This is a genomic window from Bradyrhizobium sp. KB893862 SZCCT0404, assembly GCF_018130885.1.
Lineage (GTDB): Bacteria > Pseudomonadota > Alphaproteobacteria > Rhizobiales > Xanthobacteraceae > Bradyrhizobium > Bradyrhizobium stylosanthis.
Genome location: NZ_JAFCLT010000008.1, coordinates 88,907 through 104,254, shown reverse-complemented (window position 1 = coordinate 104,254; position 15,348 = coordinate 88,907). Strand labels below are relative to the sequence as shown.

The 15,348-nt window shown below is 65.0% G+C and carries 14 protein-coding genes; 10 read left to right on the top strand and 4 right to left on the bottom strand.

Translation table 11 applies throughout. The features are described 5' to 3' along the window. Positions 1-40 precede the first annotated feature (40 nt). The 8 genes from JQ617_RS28080 (at position 41) to JQ617_RS28045 (ending at position 11,389) form a co-directional block, all read left to right on the top strand. Entirely contained in the window at positions 41-3,178 is a 3,138-nt protein-coding gene (locus tag JQ617_RS28080; RefSeq protein ID WP_212029149.1) for an efflux RND transporter permease subunit, read from the top strand. 33 nt (positions 3,179-3,211) lie between these two features. Then, positions 3,212-3,811 carry a TetR/AcrR family transcriptional regulator gene (locus tag JQ617_RS28075; protein ID WP_212029148.1) on the top strand — a complete coding sequence of 200 codons (600 nt, stop codon included), beginning with the start codon at positions 3,212-3,214 and terminating at the stop codon, positions 3,809-3,811. A gap of 177 nt (positions 3,812-3,988) precedes the next feature. After that, positions 3,989-4,612 (top strand): flavin reductase family protein, encoded by a 624-nt coding sequence (locus tag JQ617_RS28070; protein WP_212029147.1) that lies wholly within the window; start codon positions 3,989-3,991, stop codon positions 4,610-4,612. Positions 4,613-4,884: 272 nt separating this feature from the next. Further along, complete coding sequence (locus JQ617_RS28065) at positions 4,885-7,152, top strand: acyl-CoA dehydrogenase (protein WP_212029146.1); 2,268 nt, start codon at positions 4,885-4,887, stop codon at positions 7,150-7,152. After that, complete coding sequence (locus JQ617_RS28060) at positions 7,152-8,435, top strand: acetyl-CoA C-acetyltransferase (RefSeq protein ID WP_212029145.1); 1,284 nt, start codon at positions 7,152-7,154, stop codon at positions 8,433-8,435. Before JQ617_RS28065 ends, JQ617_RS28060 begins: the two co-directional genes overlap by 1 nt. Before the next feature lie 2 nt (positions 8,436-8,437). Then, a complete protein-coding gene (locus JQ617_RS28055) occupies positions 8,438-10,534 on the top strand; it encodes a 3-hydroxyacyl-CoA dehydrogenase NAD-binding domain-containing protein (protein ID WP_212029144.1) in 2,097 nt (698 codons plus the stop codon). A gap of 32 nt (positions 10,535-10,566) precedes the next feature. After that, entirely contained in the window at positions 10,567-10,977 is a 411-nt protein-coding gene (locus tag JQ617_RS28050) for an acyl-CoA thioesterase (RefSeq protein WP_212029143.1), read from the top strand. A gap of 220 nt (positions 10,978-11,197) precedes the next feature. Beyond that, positions 11,198-11,389 (top strand): hypothetical protein, encoded by a 192-nt coding sequence (locus JQ617_RS28045; RefSeq protein ID WP_063692150.1) that lies wholly within the window; start codon positions 11,198-11,200, stop codon positions 11,387-11,389. Between the two features lie 183 nt (positions 11,390-11,572). Here JQ617_RS28045 and JQ617_RS28040 read toward each other — a convergent pair whose 3' ends face one another. Together JQ617_RS28040 and JQ617_RS28035 are read right to left on the bottom strand one after the other, a co-directional pair. Then, a complete protein-coding gene (locus JQ617_RS28040; RefSeq protein WP_502754898.1) occupies positions 11,573-12,046 on the bottom strand; it encodes a nuclear transport factor 2 family protein in 474 nt (157 codons plus the stop codon). Positions 12,047-12,229: 183 nt separating this feature from the next. Then, positions 12,230-12,682 (bottom strand): nuclear transport factor 2 family protein, encoded by a 453-nt coding sequence (locus JQ617_RS28035; protein ID WP_212029141.1) that lies wholly within the window; start codon positions 12,680-12,682, stop codon positions 12,230-12,232. 155 nt (positions 12,683-12,837) lie between these two features. Between JQ617_RS28035 and JQ617_RS28030 the strand changes: the two genes are divergently transcribed. Together JQ617_RS28030 and JQ617_RS28025 are read left to right on the top strand one after the other, a co-directional pair. Beyond that, the gene (locus JQ617_RS28030) at positions 12,838-13,524 is read left to right on the top strand and encodes an HAD family hydrolase (protein WP_212029140.1); all 687 of its coding nucleotides are present in this window, start codon (positions 12,838-12,840) and stop codon (positions 13,522-13,524) included. Between the two features lie 102 nt (positions 13,525-13,626). Further along, on the top strand, positions 13,627-14,472 hold the full coding sequence (locus JQ617_RS28025; protein WP_212029139.1) for a DeoR/GlpR family DNA-binding transcription regulator: 846 nt from the start codon (positions 13,627-13,629) through the stop codon (positions 14,470-14,472). Positions 14,473-14,475: 3 nt separating this feature from the next. Here JQ617_RS28025 and JQ617_RS28020 read toward each other — a convergent pair whose 3' ends face one another. Both JQ617_RS28020 and JQ617_RS28015 read right to left on the bottom strand, forming a co-directional pair. Next, positions 14,476-14,901, bottom strand: a complete 426-nt coding sequence (locus JQ617_RS28020; protein ID WP_212029138.1) for a type II toxin-antitoxin system VapC family toxin — start codon at positions 14,899-14,901, stop codon at positions 14,476-14,478. After that, on the bottom strand, positions 14,898-15,182 hold the full coding sequence (locus JQ617_RS28015; RefSeq protein WP_212029137.1) for a type II toxin-antitoxin system Phd/YefM family antitoxin: 285 nt from the start codon (positions 15,180-15,182) through the stop codon (positions 14,898-14,900). Before JQ617_RS28015 ends, JQ617_RS28020 begins: the two co-directional genes overlap by 4 nt. Between the last annotated feature and the right edge of the window lie 166 nt (positions 15,183-15,348).

Below are 15,348 nucleotides of genomic sequence, written 5' to 3'. Positions count from 1 at the left end.
CTGCCGTTTTTGCAACTGGATCGTCTTTTCGGAGAGAGCGATGAAGCGCTTCAACCTTTCGGCCTGGGCCGTCAGCCATCCGACGCTGGTTCTCTTCCTGATGATCATTCTCGGCGTCGCCGGGTTCTTCTCCTATGAGAAGCTCGGCCGCGCCGAGGATCCGTTCTTCACGGTGAAGGTGGTCAACGTCTCCGTGCTGTGGCCGGGCGCGACCGCGCAGGAGATGCAGGCACAGGTCGCCGATCCCATCGAGAAGAAGATCCAGGAGCTGCCCTATTTCGAGAAGGTGCAGACCTATTCGAAGCCCGGTTTCACCGCGCTGCAGGTCACCTTCCGCGACTCCACGCCGCCGAAGGACGTGCCGTATCTCTTCTATCTGCTGCGCAAGAAGCTCGCCGACGTGCAGGGCCAGCTGCCCGCAGGTATCCTCGGACCCGTCGTCAACGACGAGTTCTCCGACGTCGATTCCATCCTGTACATGATGACCGGCGACGGCGCCGATTATGCCCAGCTCAAGAAGGTCTCCGAAGGTTTCCGCCAGCGCCTGCTGAAGGTGCCCGGTGTGACCAAGGTCGACGTCTACGGCAACCAGGATGAGCGCATCTTCGTCGAGTTCAGCCACGCCAAGCTCGCGACCCTCGGCATCACGCCGCAGGCGCTGTTCGACTCGCTCGCCAAGCAGAACAACGTGACCCCGGCCGGCACGGTCGAGACATCGTCGCAGCGCGTGCCGTTGCGCGTCACCGGCGCGCTCGACGGCGCCAAGGCCGTCGCCGAGACGCCGGTCGAGAGCAATGGCCGCGTGTTCCGCCTCGGCGATATCGCCACCGTCACCCACGGCTATGTCGATCCGCCGAGCTTCGTCGTCCGCCAGGAAGGCAACGCCGCGATCGGCATCGGCGTCGTCACCGCCAAGGGCGCCAACATCCTCGAGCTCGGCAAGGAGGTCGAGAAGGCCACCAGCGAGTTCATGAAGGCCGTGCCGCAGGGCATCGACGTCAAGCTGATCGCCGACCAGCCCAAGGTGGTCGAGCACGCCGTCGGCGAGTTTGTGCACTCCTTCATGGAAGCGCTCGTCATCGTGCTGTTCGTCTCGTTCCTGGCGCTCGGCTGGCGCACCGGCATCGTGGTCGCACTGTCGGTGCCGCTCGTGCTCGGCATCGTCTTCGTCGTCATGAACACGATGTCGCTCGACCTGCACCGCATCACGCTGGGGGCGCTGATCATCGCGCTCGGCCTGCTCGTCGACGACGCCATCATCGCGGTCGAGATGATGGTGGTGAAGATGGAGCAGGGCTGGGACCGCATGCGTGCGGCGTCCTTCGCCTGGGAATCCACTGCGTTTCCGATGCTCACGGGAACGCTGGTCACGGCCGCTGGCTTCCTCCCCATCGGCTTTGCCAATTCGGCGGTCGGCGAATATGCCGGCAGCATCTTCTGGATCGTGGCGATCGCGCTGGTTGCCTCCTGGTTCGTGGCGGTGATCTTCACGCCCTATATCGGCGTCAAGCTGCTGCCGGAGATGAAGGCGCACCACAACCACGACCCGCACGCGGTCTACGAGACCCGCATGTACCGCGGCCTGCGCGCCATCGTGCAATGGTGCGTCAACCACCGCATCACCGTGGTGGTCGCGACCGTCGGCGTCTTCATTGTCTCGATCGTCGGCTTCGGCCATGTCCAGCAGCAGTTCTTCCCGCTGTCGGAGCGTCCCGAGCTGTTCCTGCAGCTGCGCCTGCCCGAGGGCACCGCGTTCAACGTCACCGAGAAGGCGGTGAAGAAGGCCGAGACGCTGCTCAAGGACGACAAGGACATCGAGACCTATACCTCCTATGTGGGCCAGGGTTCGCCGCGCTTCTGGCTCGGCCTCAACCCGCAGCTGCCGAACGAGGCCTTCGCCGAGATCGTCATCGTCGCCAAGGGCGTCGAGGCGCGCGAGCGCATCAAGGCCAAGATCGAGAACGCGGCTGCCGACGGCTTCCTGACCGAGGCGCGCGTGCGCGTCGACCGCTTCAACTTCGGTCCGCCGGTCGGCTTCCCCGTGCAGTTCCGCGTGATCGGCCCCGACGCCAACAAGGTGCGCGAGATCGCCTACCAGGTCCGCGACGTCATGCGGCAGAACAAGAGCGTCAAGGACGTCCAGCTCGACTGGAACGAGCAGTCGCCCTATCTCAAGCTCGTCGTCGACCAGGATCGCGCCCGTGCCATGGGCCTGACCCCGCAGGAGGTCTCGCAGGCGCTCGCGATGCTGATCTCGGGCTCGCAGGTCACCACCGTGCGCGACGGCATCGAGAAGGTCGGCGTGGTCGCCCGTGCGATCCCGTCCGAGCGCCTCGATCTCGGCGGCGTCGGCGATCTCACCATCACCTCGCGCAATGGCGTCGCCGTGCCGCTGCAGCAGATCGCCAAGATCGAATATGCCCACGAGGAGCCGATCATGTGGCGGCGTAACCGCGACATGGCGATCACCGTGCGCTCCGACGTCGTCGACGGCGTGCAGGCCCCCGACGTCACCAACCAGATCACGCCGAAGCTGAAGGCGATCAAGGATCACCTGGAGCCGGCCTACCGCATCGAGGCGGGCGGCGCGTTCGAGGAATCCGCCAAGGGCAATGCCTCGATCTTCATCCTCTTCCCGGTGATGGTCATGGTGATGCTGACGCTGCTGATGATCCAGCTGCAGAGCTTCTCGCGCCTGATCCTGGTGTTCCTGACCGCGCCGCTCGGCATCGTCGGCGCCTCGTTCGGCCTCAACGTCGCCAATGCCCCGTTCGGCTTCGTGGCGCTGCTCGGTCTGATCGCGCTCGCCGGCATGATCATGCGCAACACGGTCATCCTGGTCGACCAGATCGAGACCGACGTCAGCCACGGCCTGACCCGGCGCGAGGCGATCGTGGAGGCGACCGTCCGCCGGGCCCGCCCGGTGGTGCTGACGGCGCTGGCCGCGATCCTCGCCATGATCCCGCTGTCGCGCTCGGCCTTCTGGGGCCCGATGGCGATCACGATCATGGGAGGCCTGTTTGTCGCGACATTCCTGACGCTCCTGTACCTGCCGGGCCTCTATGCTCTGTGGTTCCGCAAGAGCCTGGACGAGGCGGGGACCCCCGAGCAGCCTGCCGCGCCGCAGCATGGGAGCGATGACCAGCACGCAATTCCGCTTGCCCAAGCGGCTGAATAGATGAGAAGACTGCTGACCAACGAGTCCTGACTGATGGCCCTTGTTTCGGAACATATCGAAGTCGACACCCGGGATCGTATCCTCGAGGTGGCCGAGCGGCTGTTCCGTGTGATCGGCTACCAGAAGACCACGGTCGGCGACATCGCCAAGGAGCTCCGGATGAGCCCCGCCAACGTGTATCGCTTCTTCGAATCGAAGAAGGCGATCCACCAGGCGGTGGCGCGGGGGCTGATGGTCGAGGTCGAGCTGGAGGCGCAGCGGATCGTGACCCGGCCCGGCCCGGTGCTGCCGCGCTTCCGCGAGCTGCTCACCACCATCCATCGCATGAACACCGAGCGCTATGTCGCCGACAACAAGTTGCACGAGATGGTCGCGGTCGCGATGGAGGAGGACTGGGACGTCTGCGTCGCTCATATGGAGTGCATTGCCGGCGTGATCGGCCAGATGATCACGCAAGGCGTCGCCTCCGGCGAGTTCGAGGCGCCGGACCTGCAGCTGGCCTCGCTGTGCGCCTGCACCGCGATGATTCGCTTCTTCCACCCCCAGATGATCGCCCAGTGCGCCACCAAGCCGGGCCCGACCATCGACCAGATGATCGATTTCGTCATCGCCGGTCTGTCGCCGCGCCACTGACGGGGCGGCTGGTTTCCTCCTATAAGCCCACCTGCCGTCCCGGAATGACCGGCAGGCGGCAGCCCAGGACGGACCAACAAACTCCGTCATTGCGAGCGCAGCGAAGCAATCCAGAGTCTTTCCGCGGAGGGATTCTGGATTGCTTCGCTGTGCTCGCAATGACGAGGAGGAAACAGCGTGACCGACAAAGACCTGTACTTCTACGAGCCCTCCAAGGGCCACGGCCTCAAGCACGATCCCTTCAACGCCATCATCGCGCCGCGTCCGATCGGCTGGATCTCCTCCCGCGACACCAAGGGCAACGTCAACCTGGCGCCCTACAGCTTCTTCAATGCCTTCTGCTACGTGCCGCCGATCATCGGCTTCTCCTCCACCAACTGGAAGGACACGGTGTCGAACATGGAGCAGACCCGCGAGTTCGTCTGGAATCTCACCACGATGGACCTTGCGAAGCACATGAACGCGACCGCCGCGCATGTCGCCCCTGAGGTCGACGAGTTCGAAATCGCAGGCCTGACCGCCGTCCCCGGCAAGCTCGTCAACGTGCCGCGCGTGGCCGAGAGCCCCGTCGCCTTCGAGTGCAAGGTGTCCGACATCGTCCGCCTCAAGGGCGCCGACGGCAAGGCGGCGGACGCCTGGCTGACGCTGGGCGAGGTCGTCGCCGTCCATATCGACAAGGCCATGATCAAGGACGGCGTCTACCAGACCGCCGCCGCCCGCCCGATCGTCCGCGCCGGCCGCCGCGGCGATTATTTCGAGATCAAGCCGGAAAACATGTTCGAGATGGTCCGGCCGGATTAGGCCAGCCGATCAGGTCCTGTAGCCCGGATGGAGCGAAGCGAAATCCGGGTTCTCTCCTCGCGGATGGACCACCCCGGACTACGCTTCGCTCCATCCGGGCTACGATCACCCGTCATCCCCCTCCCGGAACTGCCCCCACGCCCCGGCCGTTATGGTCCCCGGGGGCGGCCGCCCGGCCGCGTCAATTCGCTTCTTTTTGCCTGCGAAGTGTTCACTCACTCCGGCCAGTTTCCGCTAAAATGCCCTGACCGCGCCGATCCATGAGGTCCGCCATGAGCTTCCGCCGCGACAACATCACAAAGCCGATCTTCTCCTGGGCGCGCGGCGTGCTGCCGGCGATGTCCGACACCGAGCGCGAGGCGCTGGAGGCGGGCGATGTCTGGTGGGATGCCGATCTCTTCACCGGCGATCCCGACTGGACGAAACTGCTGAAAATTGCGCCGGCCAAATTGACCGACGAGGAGCAGGCCTTTCTCAGCGGTCCCGTCGACGAGCTCTGCGCCATGCTCGACGAATGGAAGATCTTCTGGGAATGGCGCGACCTGCCGCCGGAAGTCTGGCATTTCGTCAAGCGCGAGAAATTCTTCGGCATGATCATTCCGAAGGAATTTGGCGGCCTCGGCTTCTCGCCCTATGCGCATTCGGAAGTCGTGCGGAAAATCTCGACCCGCTCGATCGCCGCCGCCGTCACGGTGATGGTGCCGAACTCGCTCGGGCCCGGCGAACTGCTGATGCGCTTCGGCACAAAAGAGCAGCAGGAGCGGTGGCTGCCGCGCCTTGCCGATGGCCGCGACATTCCCTGCTTCGGTCTCACCAGCCCGGAAGCCGGCTCCGACGCCGCCTCGATGGTCGACACCGGCATCATCTGCAAGGGTCATTTCGAGGACCGCGAGGTCATCGGCCTCAGGCTGAACTGGCACAAGCGCTACATCACGCTCGGTCCCGTCGCGACGCTGCTTGGCCTTGCCTTCAAGGCCTATGATCCCGACCATCTCGTGGGTGATCAGGAAGAGCTCGGCATCACCGTCGCACTGATCCCGACCAATCTGCCCGGCGTCGAGATCGGCCAGCGTCATCTGCCGTCGATGCAGGTATTCCAGAACGGTCCCAATTGGGGCCGCGACGTCTTCATCCCGCTCGACTACGTCATCGGCGGCCAGGAGCGCCTCGGGCAGGGCTGGAAGATGCTGATGACGGCGCTCGCGGCCGGCCGCGGCATCTCGCTGCCGTCGCTGTCGGCGGCGGGCGCCGCCTATGCCGCGCGCACCACCGGCGCCTATGCCCGCATCCGCGAGCAGTTCGGCATCTCCATCTCCAAGTTCGAGGGCGTCGAGGAGCCGCTCGCGCGCATCGTCGCCACCGCCTATCAGCTCGACGCGGCACGGCGGCTGACCTGCGCGGCGCTGAACGCCGGCGTTCATCCCGCCGTCATCTCCGGCATCATGAAGCTGCACGCGACCGAGCGGATGCGCACCGCGATCGACGACGCCATGGACATCCACGGCGGCAAGGGCGTGATCGACGGCCCGCAAAACTATCTCGGCAATCTGCATCGCGCCGTGCCTGTCGGCATCACGGTCGAGGGCGCCAACATCCTGACCCGCAATCTCATCGTGTTCGGGCAGGGCGCTATCCGCGCCCATCCCTATCTGCTCGACGAGATGAATGCGCTTGCCGACACCGATCGCGAGCGCGGGCTCACCGCCTTCGATACGGCGTTCTGGAAACATGTCGGCCACAGTTTCCGGACGCTGTTCCGCGCCTTCGGCCGGAGTTGGAGCTTCGGCGCCTTCGCCATGGCGCCCGATGCGGGCGATGCCACGCCGTTCTATCGCCAGCTCTCGCGTTACTCCGCGGCGTTCGCGCTCTGCGCCGACATGGCGCTGCTCACGCTCGGCGGCGCGCTCAAGCGCAAGGAGATGCTGTCGGCGCGGTTCGGCGACATCCTGTCCGAGCTGTACCTGCTCTCGGCCGCGCTGAAGCGTTGGCAGGACGAGGGCCGGCAGAAGGAGGATTTTGCTGCGCTGGCATGGTGCATGGCGACCGGCTTCAGGACCATCGAGAACCGGCTGGCCGAGATCCTCGCCAATCTGCCCAACCGCTTCGTCGCGGCCCTTCTGAAGTTCGTCGTCCAGCCATTCGGTGCCCGCGTGCTCGGCCCGTCCGACCGCGTCGTGCACCAATGCGCAGGCCTCGTATTGGAGCCATCGGCAGCACGCGAGCGGCTGACGCCGGATCTTGCTCATGTCGACGACGACGGCGGCTTTGCCCGGCTGGAGCGCGCATTCAAGCTGGTGGCGGCGACCGACGCGATCGCCAAGCGCATGCGTGGGGCTCATATCCGCGACTGGAAGGAGGCGGTCACCAAGGGCGTGATCACGCAAGCTGAAGGCGAGCAGCTTGCCGCGGCGCATGAAGCCGTCACAAAAGTGATAGAAGTCGATGATTTCGCGCCGGAGGCGCTGTCGCCGATTTACAAGAAAACCGCCGACGTGCATCAGTTCTTCCAGGAACTCGGTGAACAGAGGGCGGCGAGCTGATGGCACGACCGGTATTCATCGTCGACGGCAGCCGGACGCCGTTCCTGAAAGCGCGCTCCGGACCGGGCCCGTTCACGCCGGTCGATCTCGCCGTGCAGTGCGGACGGCCGCTCCTGGCGCGGCAGCCGTTTTCGCCTGCAGATTTCGACCAGCTCATCCTCGGCTGCGTCAACGTGATCGCCGACGAGATGAACCCGGCGCGCGTTGCTGCGCTCAGGCTCGGCATGGGCGAGGACATGGTCGCCTTCACCGTGCAGATCAATTGCGGCTCCGGCATGCAGTCGATCGACACCGCCTATCGCTACATCCGCGAAGGCCATGCCGACATGATCCTCGCTGGCGGCACCGAGGCGCTGAGCCACGCGCCGCTGGTCTGGCCGAATTCCGGCGTGCGCTGGTTCGCCGGCCTTGCCACCGCCAAGGGCATGGCGGCGAAGCTCGCCGCCGCGTTCAAGCTGCGGCCGCGCGATCTCAAGCCGATCATCGGCCTCGAGCGCGGGCTCACCGATCCCATCACCGACCTCAACATGGGCCAGACCGCCGAGGTCGTCGGCCATCTCTTCGGCATCACCCGTGCGCAGTCCGACGCCTATGCCGCCGAGAGCCATCGCCGCCTCGCGCATGCACAGGCCGAAGGCTATCTGAAAGGCGAGGTCGAGACCGCGTTCTCCCGCAACGGAAAATTCTTCGATCATGACGACGGCGTGCGTCCGGACTCGACGGCGGAGACGCTCGCAAAACTTCGGCCGGTGTTCGAACGTCCCTGGGGCCAAGTCACCGCGGGGAATTCCTCGCAGATCACCGACGGTGCGTCATGGGTGATCCTCGCCTCCGATGCGGCGGTCGCAAAACACAAGCTGACGCCGAAAGCTGTGATCGTCGACAGCCACTGGGCCGCGCTCGATCCCAGCATCATGGGGCTTGGGCCCGTGATGTCGGCGACGCCGCTGCTCCAGCGCAACGACCTGACCGTCAAGGACGTCGAGACCTGGGAATTGAACGAGGCCTTTGCGACGCAGGTGCTCGGCTGTCTCGCCGCCTGGAACGATGACAAATTCTGCCGGGAAATTCTCGGGCTTGACGGTGCCGCCGGCGAGATCGACCGTGAACGGCTCAATGTCGATGGCGGCGCGATCTCGCTCGGCCATCCCGTCGGCACCTCGGGCAACCGCATCGTGCTGCATCTCGTCAATGCGATGAAACGGCTCGGCACGCGGCGAGGGGTTGCCACCGAATGCATCGGTGGTGGGCTCGGCGGCGCCATGCTGATCGAGGCGGTGTGACCATGGATTCCAGGATCATCACCGTGCTCGGCGACCGCGTGCTGGAGCTGGGACCCAAGCCTGCGGCTGACAGCCCCTACAAGCACTTCAAGCTGACCCGCGATGCCGACGGCGTCGCCTGGCTTCTGTTCGACCGCGCCGATGCCAGCGCCAACACGCTCTCCTCGGACGTGATGGAGGAGTTCGACGCCGTGCTTGCGGCGATCGAGACCGAGCGCCCGGCCGGTCTCGTCATCCGTTCCGCAAAGCCCTCCGGCTTCATCGCGGGCGCCGACGTCAACGAATTCCGCGGCGCCAGCGATACCGAGATGGTGGAGACGCGGATCCGCGCCGCCCATGCGGTGGTGGACCATCTGGAAGCCTTGAAGCTTCCGACGGTCGCGGTGATCCATGGCTTCTGTCTTGGCGGCGGCCTCGAGGTCGCGCTCGCCTGCCAGTCGCGCATTGCCATCGACAATGCGCGCTTCGGCTTCCCCGAGGTGATGCTGGGCCTGCATCCCGGCCTCGGCGGCACCGCACGTTTCACCGCGCTGGTCAATCCGACGCAATCGATGGCGCTGATGCTGACCGGCCGCACCATCGATGCGCGCCGTGCCAAATCGCTGGGCCTCGTCGATGCCGTGACGCAAGAGCGTCATGTCCGCGGCGCCGTGAAAGATGTGCTGTTCGGCCGGCAGAAGCGGACCAGGCCCGGCCTGCTGACGCGCGCCGCCAATCTCGGGCCCGTGCGCGGGCTGCTCGCAAAACGCATGCGCGCGGAGGCGGCAAAGGCCGCGTCCCGCGAGCACTATCCGGCTCCCTATGCGCTGATCGATCTCTGGGAGACCCACGGCGGCAGCAAGGCCGCGATGCTGAAGGCCGAGCAGGCCTCGTTCGCCAAGCTGATGGTGACGCCGACCGCGCAGAACCTGATCCGCGTCTTCTTCCTGCGCGAGCAGATGAAGAAGGCCGCAGGCTCCGGCAACACGGTGAAGCATATCCACGTCATCGGCGCCGGCGCCATGGGCGGCGACATCGCGGCTTGGGTAGCCGGGCAGGGGCTTCGCGTCTCGCTTGCGGATATGAAGCCGGAGCCGATCGCGGGTGCAGTGAAGCGCGCCGCCGAGCTCTACGGCAAGATCATCCGCAAGCCGACCGAGGTGCGCGACGCGCTCGATCGCCTGATCCCCGACATGGACGGCGAGGGTGTCCGCAATGCCGATCTCATCATCGAGGCGGTGCCGGAAAAGCTCGAGCTGAAGCAGAAGGTCTATGGCGGCCTCGAGCCGCGGATGAAGCCAGGCGCGATCCTGGCGACCAACACCTCCAGCATTCCGCTTCAGGACCTGCGCACCACCTTGGCGCGGCCCGAACGGCTGGTCGGCCTGCACTTCTTCAATCCGGTCTCGCGCCTGCAGCTGGTCGAGGTCGTCAGCCATGACGGCAACGCCCCCGAGGTGTTGAAGCAAGCGCTCGCCTTCGTCGGCGCGATCGATCGCCTGCCGCTATCCGTGAAGAGCTCGCCGGGCTTCCTCGTCAACCGCGCGCTGACGCCCTACATGCTGGAAGCCATGGTGATGCTGGACGAGAAGACCGACCAGCGCCTGATCGACGCCGCGGCCGAGCAGTTCGGCATGCCGATGGGGCCGATCGAGCTCGCCGACCAGGTCGGCCTCGACATCTGCCTCGACGTCGGCGACATGCTGCGCGCCAAGTTCGGCGACCTGCTGCCGCCGACGCCGGCCTGGCTGCGCGAGAAGGTCGCCAAGGGCGAGCTCGGCCGCAAGACCGGCAAGGGCTTCTACACCTGGAAGGACGGCAAGGCGGAGAAGGCGCCGTTGCAGGAGACCGGTCCGCGCGTCACCGACCAGATGATCGACCGGCTGGTGCTGCCGATGTCCAACGTCTGCGTCGCAGCCCTTCGTGAAGGCATCGTCGACGACCCCAATACGGTCGACGGGGCCATGATCTTCGGCACGGGTTATGCACCGTTCCGCGGCGGTCCGCTGAATTATGCGCGCACGCGCGGCGTGGAAAACATTGTATCCACCCTGCGTGCGCTGACTGAGCGATTCGGCGAGCGCTTCGCGCCCGATCCGGGCTGGGACAATTTCAAGTGAGAGCTCCAAGAGGGAGCGCCAAGAGAGATCCGATGACCGAGAAGTCCGACAGCGCGCCGCGCGGCGATCTCTGCATCCGCACGCTGGCGATGCCTGCCGACACCAACGCCAATGGCGACATTTTCGGCGGCTGGTTGCTCAGCCAGATGGACGTCGGCGGCGGAGTATTCGCCTCGAAGGTCGCGAAGTCGCGCACCGTGACCGTCGCGATCGAGGCGATGAACTTTCGCAAGGCCGTCTATGTCGGCGATCTCGTCTCGGTCTATGCCAACCTCGTCCGCGTCGGCCGCACATCGATGACCGTGCATCTGGAAGCTTGGGCGCTGCGGCGCGGGGAGGAGCATCCGTTCCTCGTCACCGACGGCAATTTTACCTATGTGTCGATTGACGAGCATGGCCGGCCGCAGGAAGTCCGCTCGACCGATGCGCCGATCGCGACGTAATCGCGCGCGGCTTTGCGTCCCATCTCACGAAGAGTTGCAGCACGCCAAACGCGGCGCCGATGAGTCAACGCGTCGCGGCTTCGCCAACAACAAGTCATAAAACGGATGAGGTCCCGGCGTACTCAATTGCGTGTCGATTCGGGGTGGAAACCGGTTGATTTGCCCTAGGAACCAAAGGGCAGAGATGCCGTTATCTGCCCGCATTGAGGAATCTACGGGCATGCCGGACAGCTACATCATCGAAGTCAACTCGCAGACCGCGGGCATCGTCGTTCGCGGCCAGGGTGGCTACTGCTTCTTCGCCTCGTCCAACCAGTTCAACCGCCTCGAAGGCCAGCTTTTCCGCAACGCCCGCGAGGCCGAGCGCGCTGCGCGCAAGCTGGTTAACGGCGATGTGAAGGAAGCGGCGTAAGCGCCTGCCGCCGTGGTTTTCCGACGCGCCGAGCGCGGTCGGAAATTTTTGCAGCCCTTGATGCGACTGCACTTCCTTCTCCCCCTTGTGGGAAAAGGTGGCGTAGGCCGCGTATGCCGCCCTCTCCCACATCCGCCTCGCCTAGGCTTCGGCGGACATGAGGGGAGAGGGTAAGAGTCGCCATCACATCTTTGTCGCGGAGCGCGACAACAGCTTCCAATCGTCGCCCTGCTTCTGCCAGTTCATCAGGATGTAAAGGCTGTTGGCCACCTTCTGTCCGCCGGTCATCATCTCGGCCAGCCAGTGGAAGCGCACGATCGCGGCGGGGCCGACGATCTTGATGGTCGGGTCCTTGTACGTGATCGACAGGAACTCCGTCTTGCCGTCGGTGGCGTTGGCGACGAAAGCCGCCTTGTCCTCCAGGAAGCCGTTGGAGTGGCTGTAGCTCAGATCATCCGCGCACAGCGCGGTGAGCGCCTTCGGATCGGCTGCGATCTGGGCCAGGCGAAATGCCTCGACATTCCTTGCCACCGCCTCGTGGTCCGCCGTGGCAGCACGATCGCGATTTGATGTCATCGTATTCTCCGTTCTTGATTTTGCGCCCGCTCTTGCACAGCGCGTGGTCGGAATTTTTTGCAGTCCTTGATGCCGCTGCACTTTTTGTCTCCTTCTGTGGGAGAAGGTGGTGTCGGCCGCCTCGGGCGGTCGTTCCTAAGAAAACGCCGAAGCAAAGCTTCGGCGTTCTTAAGAACGGCGGCCGAAGCCGCCTATGCCACCGTCTCCAACATCCGCCTTCGCCTGGGCTTCGGCGGACATGAGGGGAGAGGGTGAATAGTCACATCACAATTTCGTCGCGGCACGCGACAAGAGCTTCCATTCGTCGCCCTGCTTCTGCCAGTTCATCAGGATGTGAAGGTTGGTCGATACTTTTTTCCCATCGGCCGCCATTTCCTGCTCGCCCAGCCAGTGGAAGCGGACGATCGCGGTGGGACCGACGACCTTGATGGTCGGGTCCTTGTATTCGATCGACAGGAACTTCGATTTGCCGTCGGTGGCGTTGGTGATGAAGGTTGCCTTGTCCTCGACCTTGCCGCTGGAATGGCTGTAGCTGAGATCGTCCCAGCACAGCGCGCCGAGCGCCTTCGGGTCGGCCGCGATCTGGGCGAGCCGGAAGGCCTCGACCTTCTTCGCCACGGCCTCTTCGTCGGCCGAGGCCGCCAGCACCGGTGTCGTGAGCGCGAGCGCCGAGAGGGCGAGAGTCGAGAGAGCCAGATCGCGTCGGTTGATCGTCATTCGTTTCCTCCTTTTTGATCTTGACCGGAGTGTTGCAGTCGCGCGCGACTTTGTCGAGTGTCGCATTGTGGTCATGTGGATGCGTCATTGCGCGATCGAGGCCGTATTGATACGTCTCGCGCATCGATGCGTCGCGCATTTGGGAAAGTACGGAAATGATCGAGGCAAAACACGATGCGACGGGCAGGGCGTTGCTGTTCGACATCGACGGCACGCTTGCCGACACCGACCCGTTGCACCTGAAGGCCTTCAACCAGGTGCTCGGCCCGCACGGCCATGTCTTCGACCACGCGCGCTTCTCCAGGGAGCTGCAAGGCTTCGCCAATGTCGCGATCGGCGAGCGCTTTCTGCCTCACGAGGCTCCGGAACGGCGCGCCGTGATCCTCGATGAGAAGGAAGAGGTCTTCCGCGCGCTGGTGGCCGGGCAGATCGCGCCGCTGCCGGGCCTGATGGCGCTGCTCGACCGGGCCGACGGCGCCGGCATTCCCATGGTCGCCGTCACCAACGCGCCGCGGCTCAACGCCGAGCTGCTGCTGTCCGGCCTCGGCATCACCCACCGTTTCAAGGCGCTCGTGATCGGCGCCGAGCTGCCGCACGGCAAGCCGCATCCGCTGCCCTATCAGGAGGGGCTGCGTTTCGTCGGGGCGCGGCCGGAAAGCTCGATCGCCTTCGAGGATTCCCGCACCGGCGTGCAATCCGCCACGGCGGCCGGCATTCCCACCATCGGCATCCGCACCAGCCTCAGCCATGCTGACCTGGTTGCGTCAGGCGCGGTCGCCTCCGCGAGCGCCTTCGACGATCCGCAGCTGCTCGCGCATCTGGCGCGCGCCCTGACTTGGTAGGATATGGCGTGGTGAGCGCTGTGGTTAACCGTGATCGGCGCGCGCATTGACCGAAGCCGCGATCCGCCGCACCATGCATCATCCTGACTCGAGGCCGCTGCCGTGACCGGATTGACCCATCGCCAAGCCGAAATCCTCAACATCGCGCGTGCTTCCGGCCGCGTCATGGTCGAGGAGCTCGCGCGCCGGTTCGAGGTCTCGGCGCAGACCATCCGCAAGGATCTCAACGATCTCTGCGAACGGAGATCGCTGACCCGCATCCATGGCGGCGCCATCATCGCTTCGGGCGTGGAAAACCTTGCCTATGAGGCGCGCCGCTTCGTCGCCGCCGACGAGAAGAAGGCGATCGGCGCCGCGGCGGCCTCGCTGATCCCGAACGGCTGCTCGCTCTTCATCAACATCGGCACCACGACCGAGGAGGTCGCGAGCGCGCTGACCTCGCACGAGGATCTGCTCGTCATCACCAACAACCTCAATGTCGCGATGCTGCTCTACCGCCATCCCCGCATCGAGGTGGTGGTCGCCGGCGGCACGGTGCGGCGTGCGGATGGCGCCGTGGTCGGCTCGACCGCGACGCAACTGATCGGCCAGTTCAAGGTCGACTACGCCATCATCGGCGCGTCCGCGATCGATGAAGAGGGCGCTTTGCTCGACTTCGACTATCGCGAGGTGCAGGTCGCGCAGGCCATCATCGCCAATGCCCGCAGCGTCATGCTGGTCGCCGATTCCACAAAGCTCCGCCGCAGCGCGCCGGTGCGGATCGCCCACATCACCCAGATCCAGACGTTCGTGACGGACCAGGAGCTGCCCGAGCGCCTCGCCACCATCTGCCACAGCAAGGGCATCGAGGTGGTGGAAGCGATGCCGAAGGGGGCGGATATCGACGATCCCCAAGCCGATGTGCAGGACGCCGCGCCCGAAGCAGCGCCGGTGGTGCGGCTGAGATAGGGCTCAAACGTCGTCCCATGGATTGAGCAGCGGGACGCCGAACGCGGCAAAATCCTTCACGTTGCGCGTGACGAGTGTGAGGCCGTGCGCGAGCGCGGTGGCTGCAAAGAAGCCGTCCATCACTGACAACGCAACCCCGCTGCGGCGGCTCTGCGCCATCAGGTCGCCCCAGCGCTCAGCCACCGCGTGATCGATCGGCAGGACGCGTTCGGCAAATCGCGCCGGAAGATCATGGGTAAGCCAGGCGGCCAGCGTGGTGCGCCGGCGCCCATCCTCCAGCAATGCGATTCCGCGGCGAAGCTCGGCAATCGATGCGACGCTGATGAACGCACGATCCTCATCGATCGTATCCAGCCACGCCAGGACTTTCGGCGAAGGCGTGGGCCGCTGTACTTCCGACAGCACGTTGGTGTCGAGCAGAAGATTCACGGCATTTCGTCGCGCGGCGCGTCGTGCGCGCGCTCAAGCTCGAGGTCGGCGCCGCGCAGCGGCGAGGCCAGCAGGAATTCGGCGAGCGTGCCTTTGCGTGCGACCTTGCGCGCCCATTCCTCGGCGGAAACGACCACGGCATTCGGCTTGCCGTGGCGGGTAATGACCTGCGGGCCGGCTTGGGCTCGGTCGATCACCTCGGACAGTCGTGCCTTGGCGTTGGCGAGCGTCCAGGTGTCATCGGTCGGAGGTGTGTCGGGTGCAGTGTTGCGATCGGTCATGCGAGCTGGAACCAATATGACTATTATGACTATAATTCTGCGTGGCTGGCCATTCAAGGGCGTGGCTGCTTCTCGAATTGCTGTCCAAGCTGCGCATTTGCGTGGCTCCTTGCCCACCAAAAAGTTCCGCTTTCACTTCCTTTCGCCTCTCTTTCATCTTGCTTTC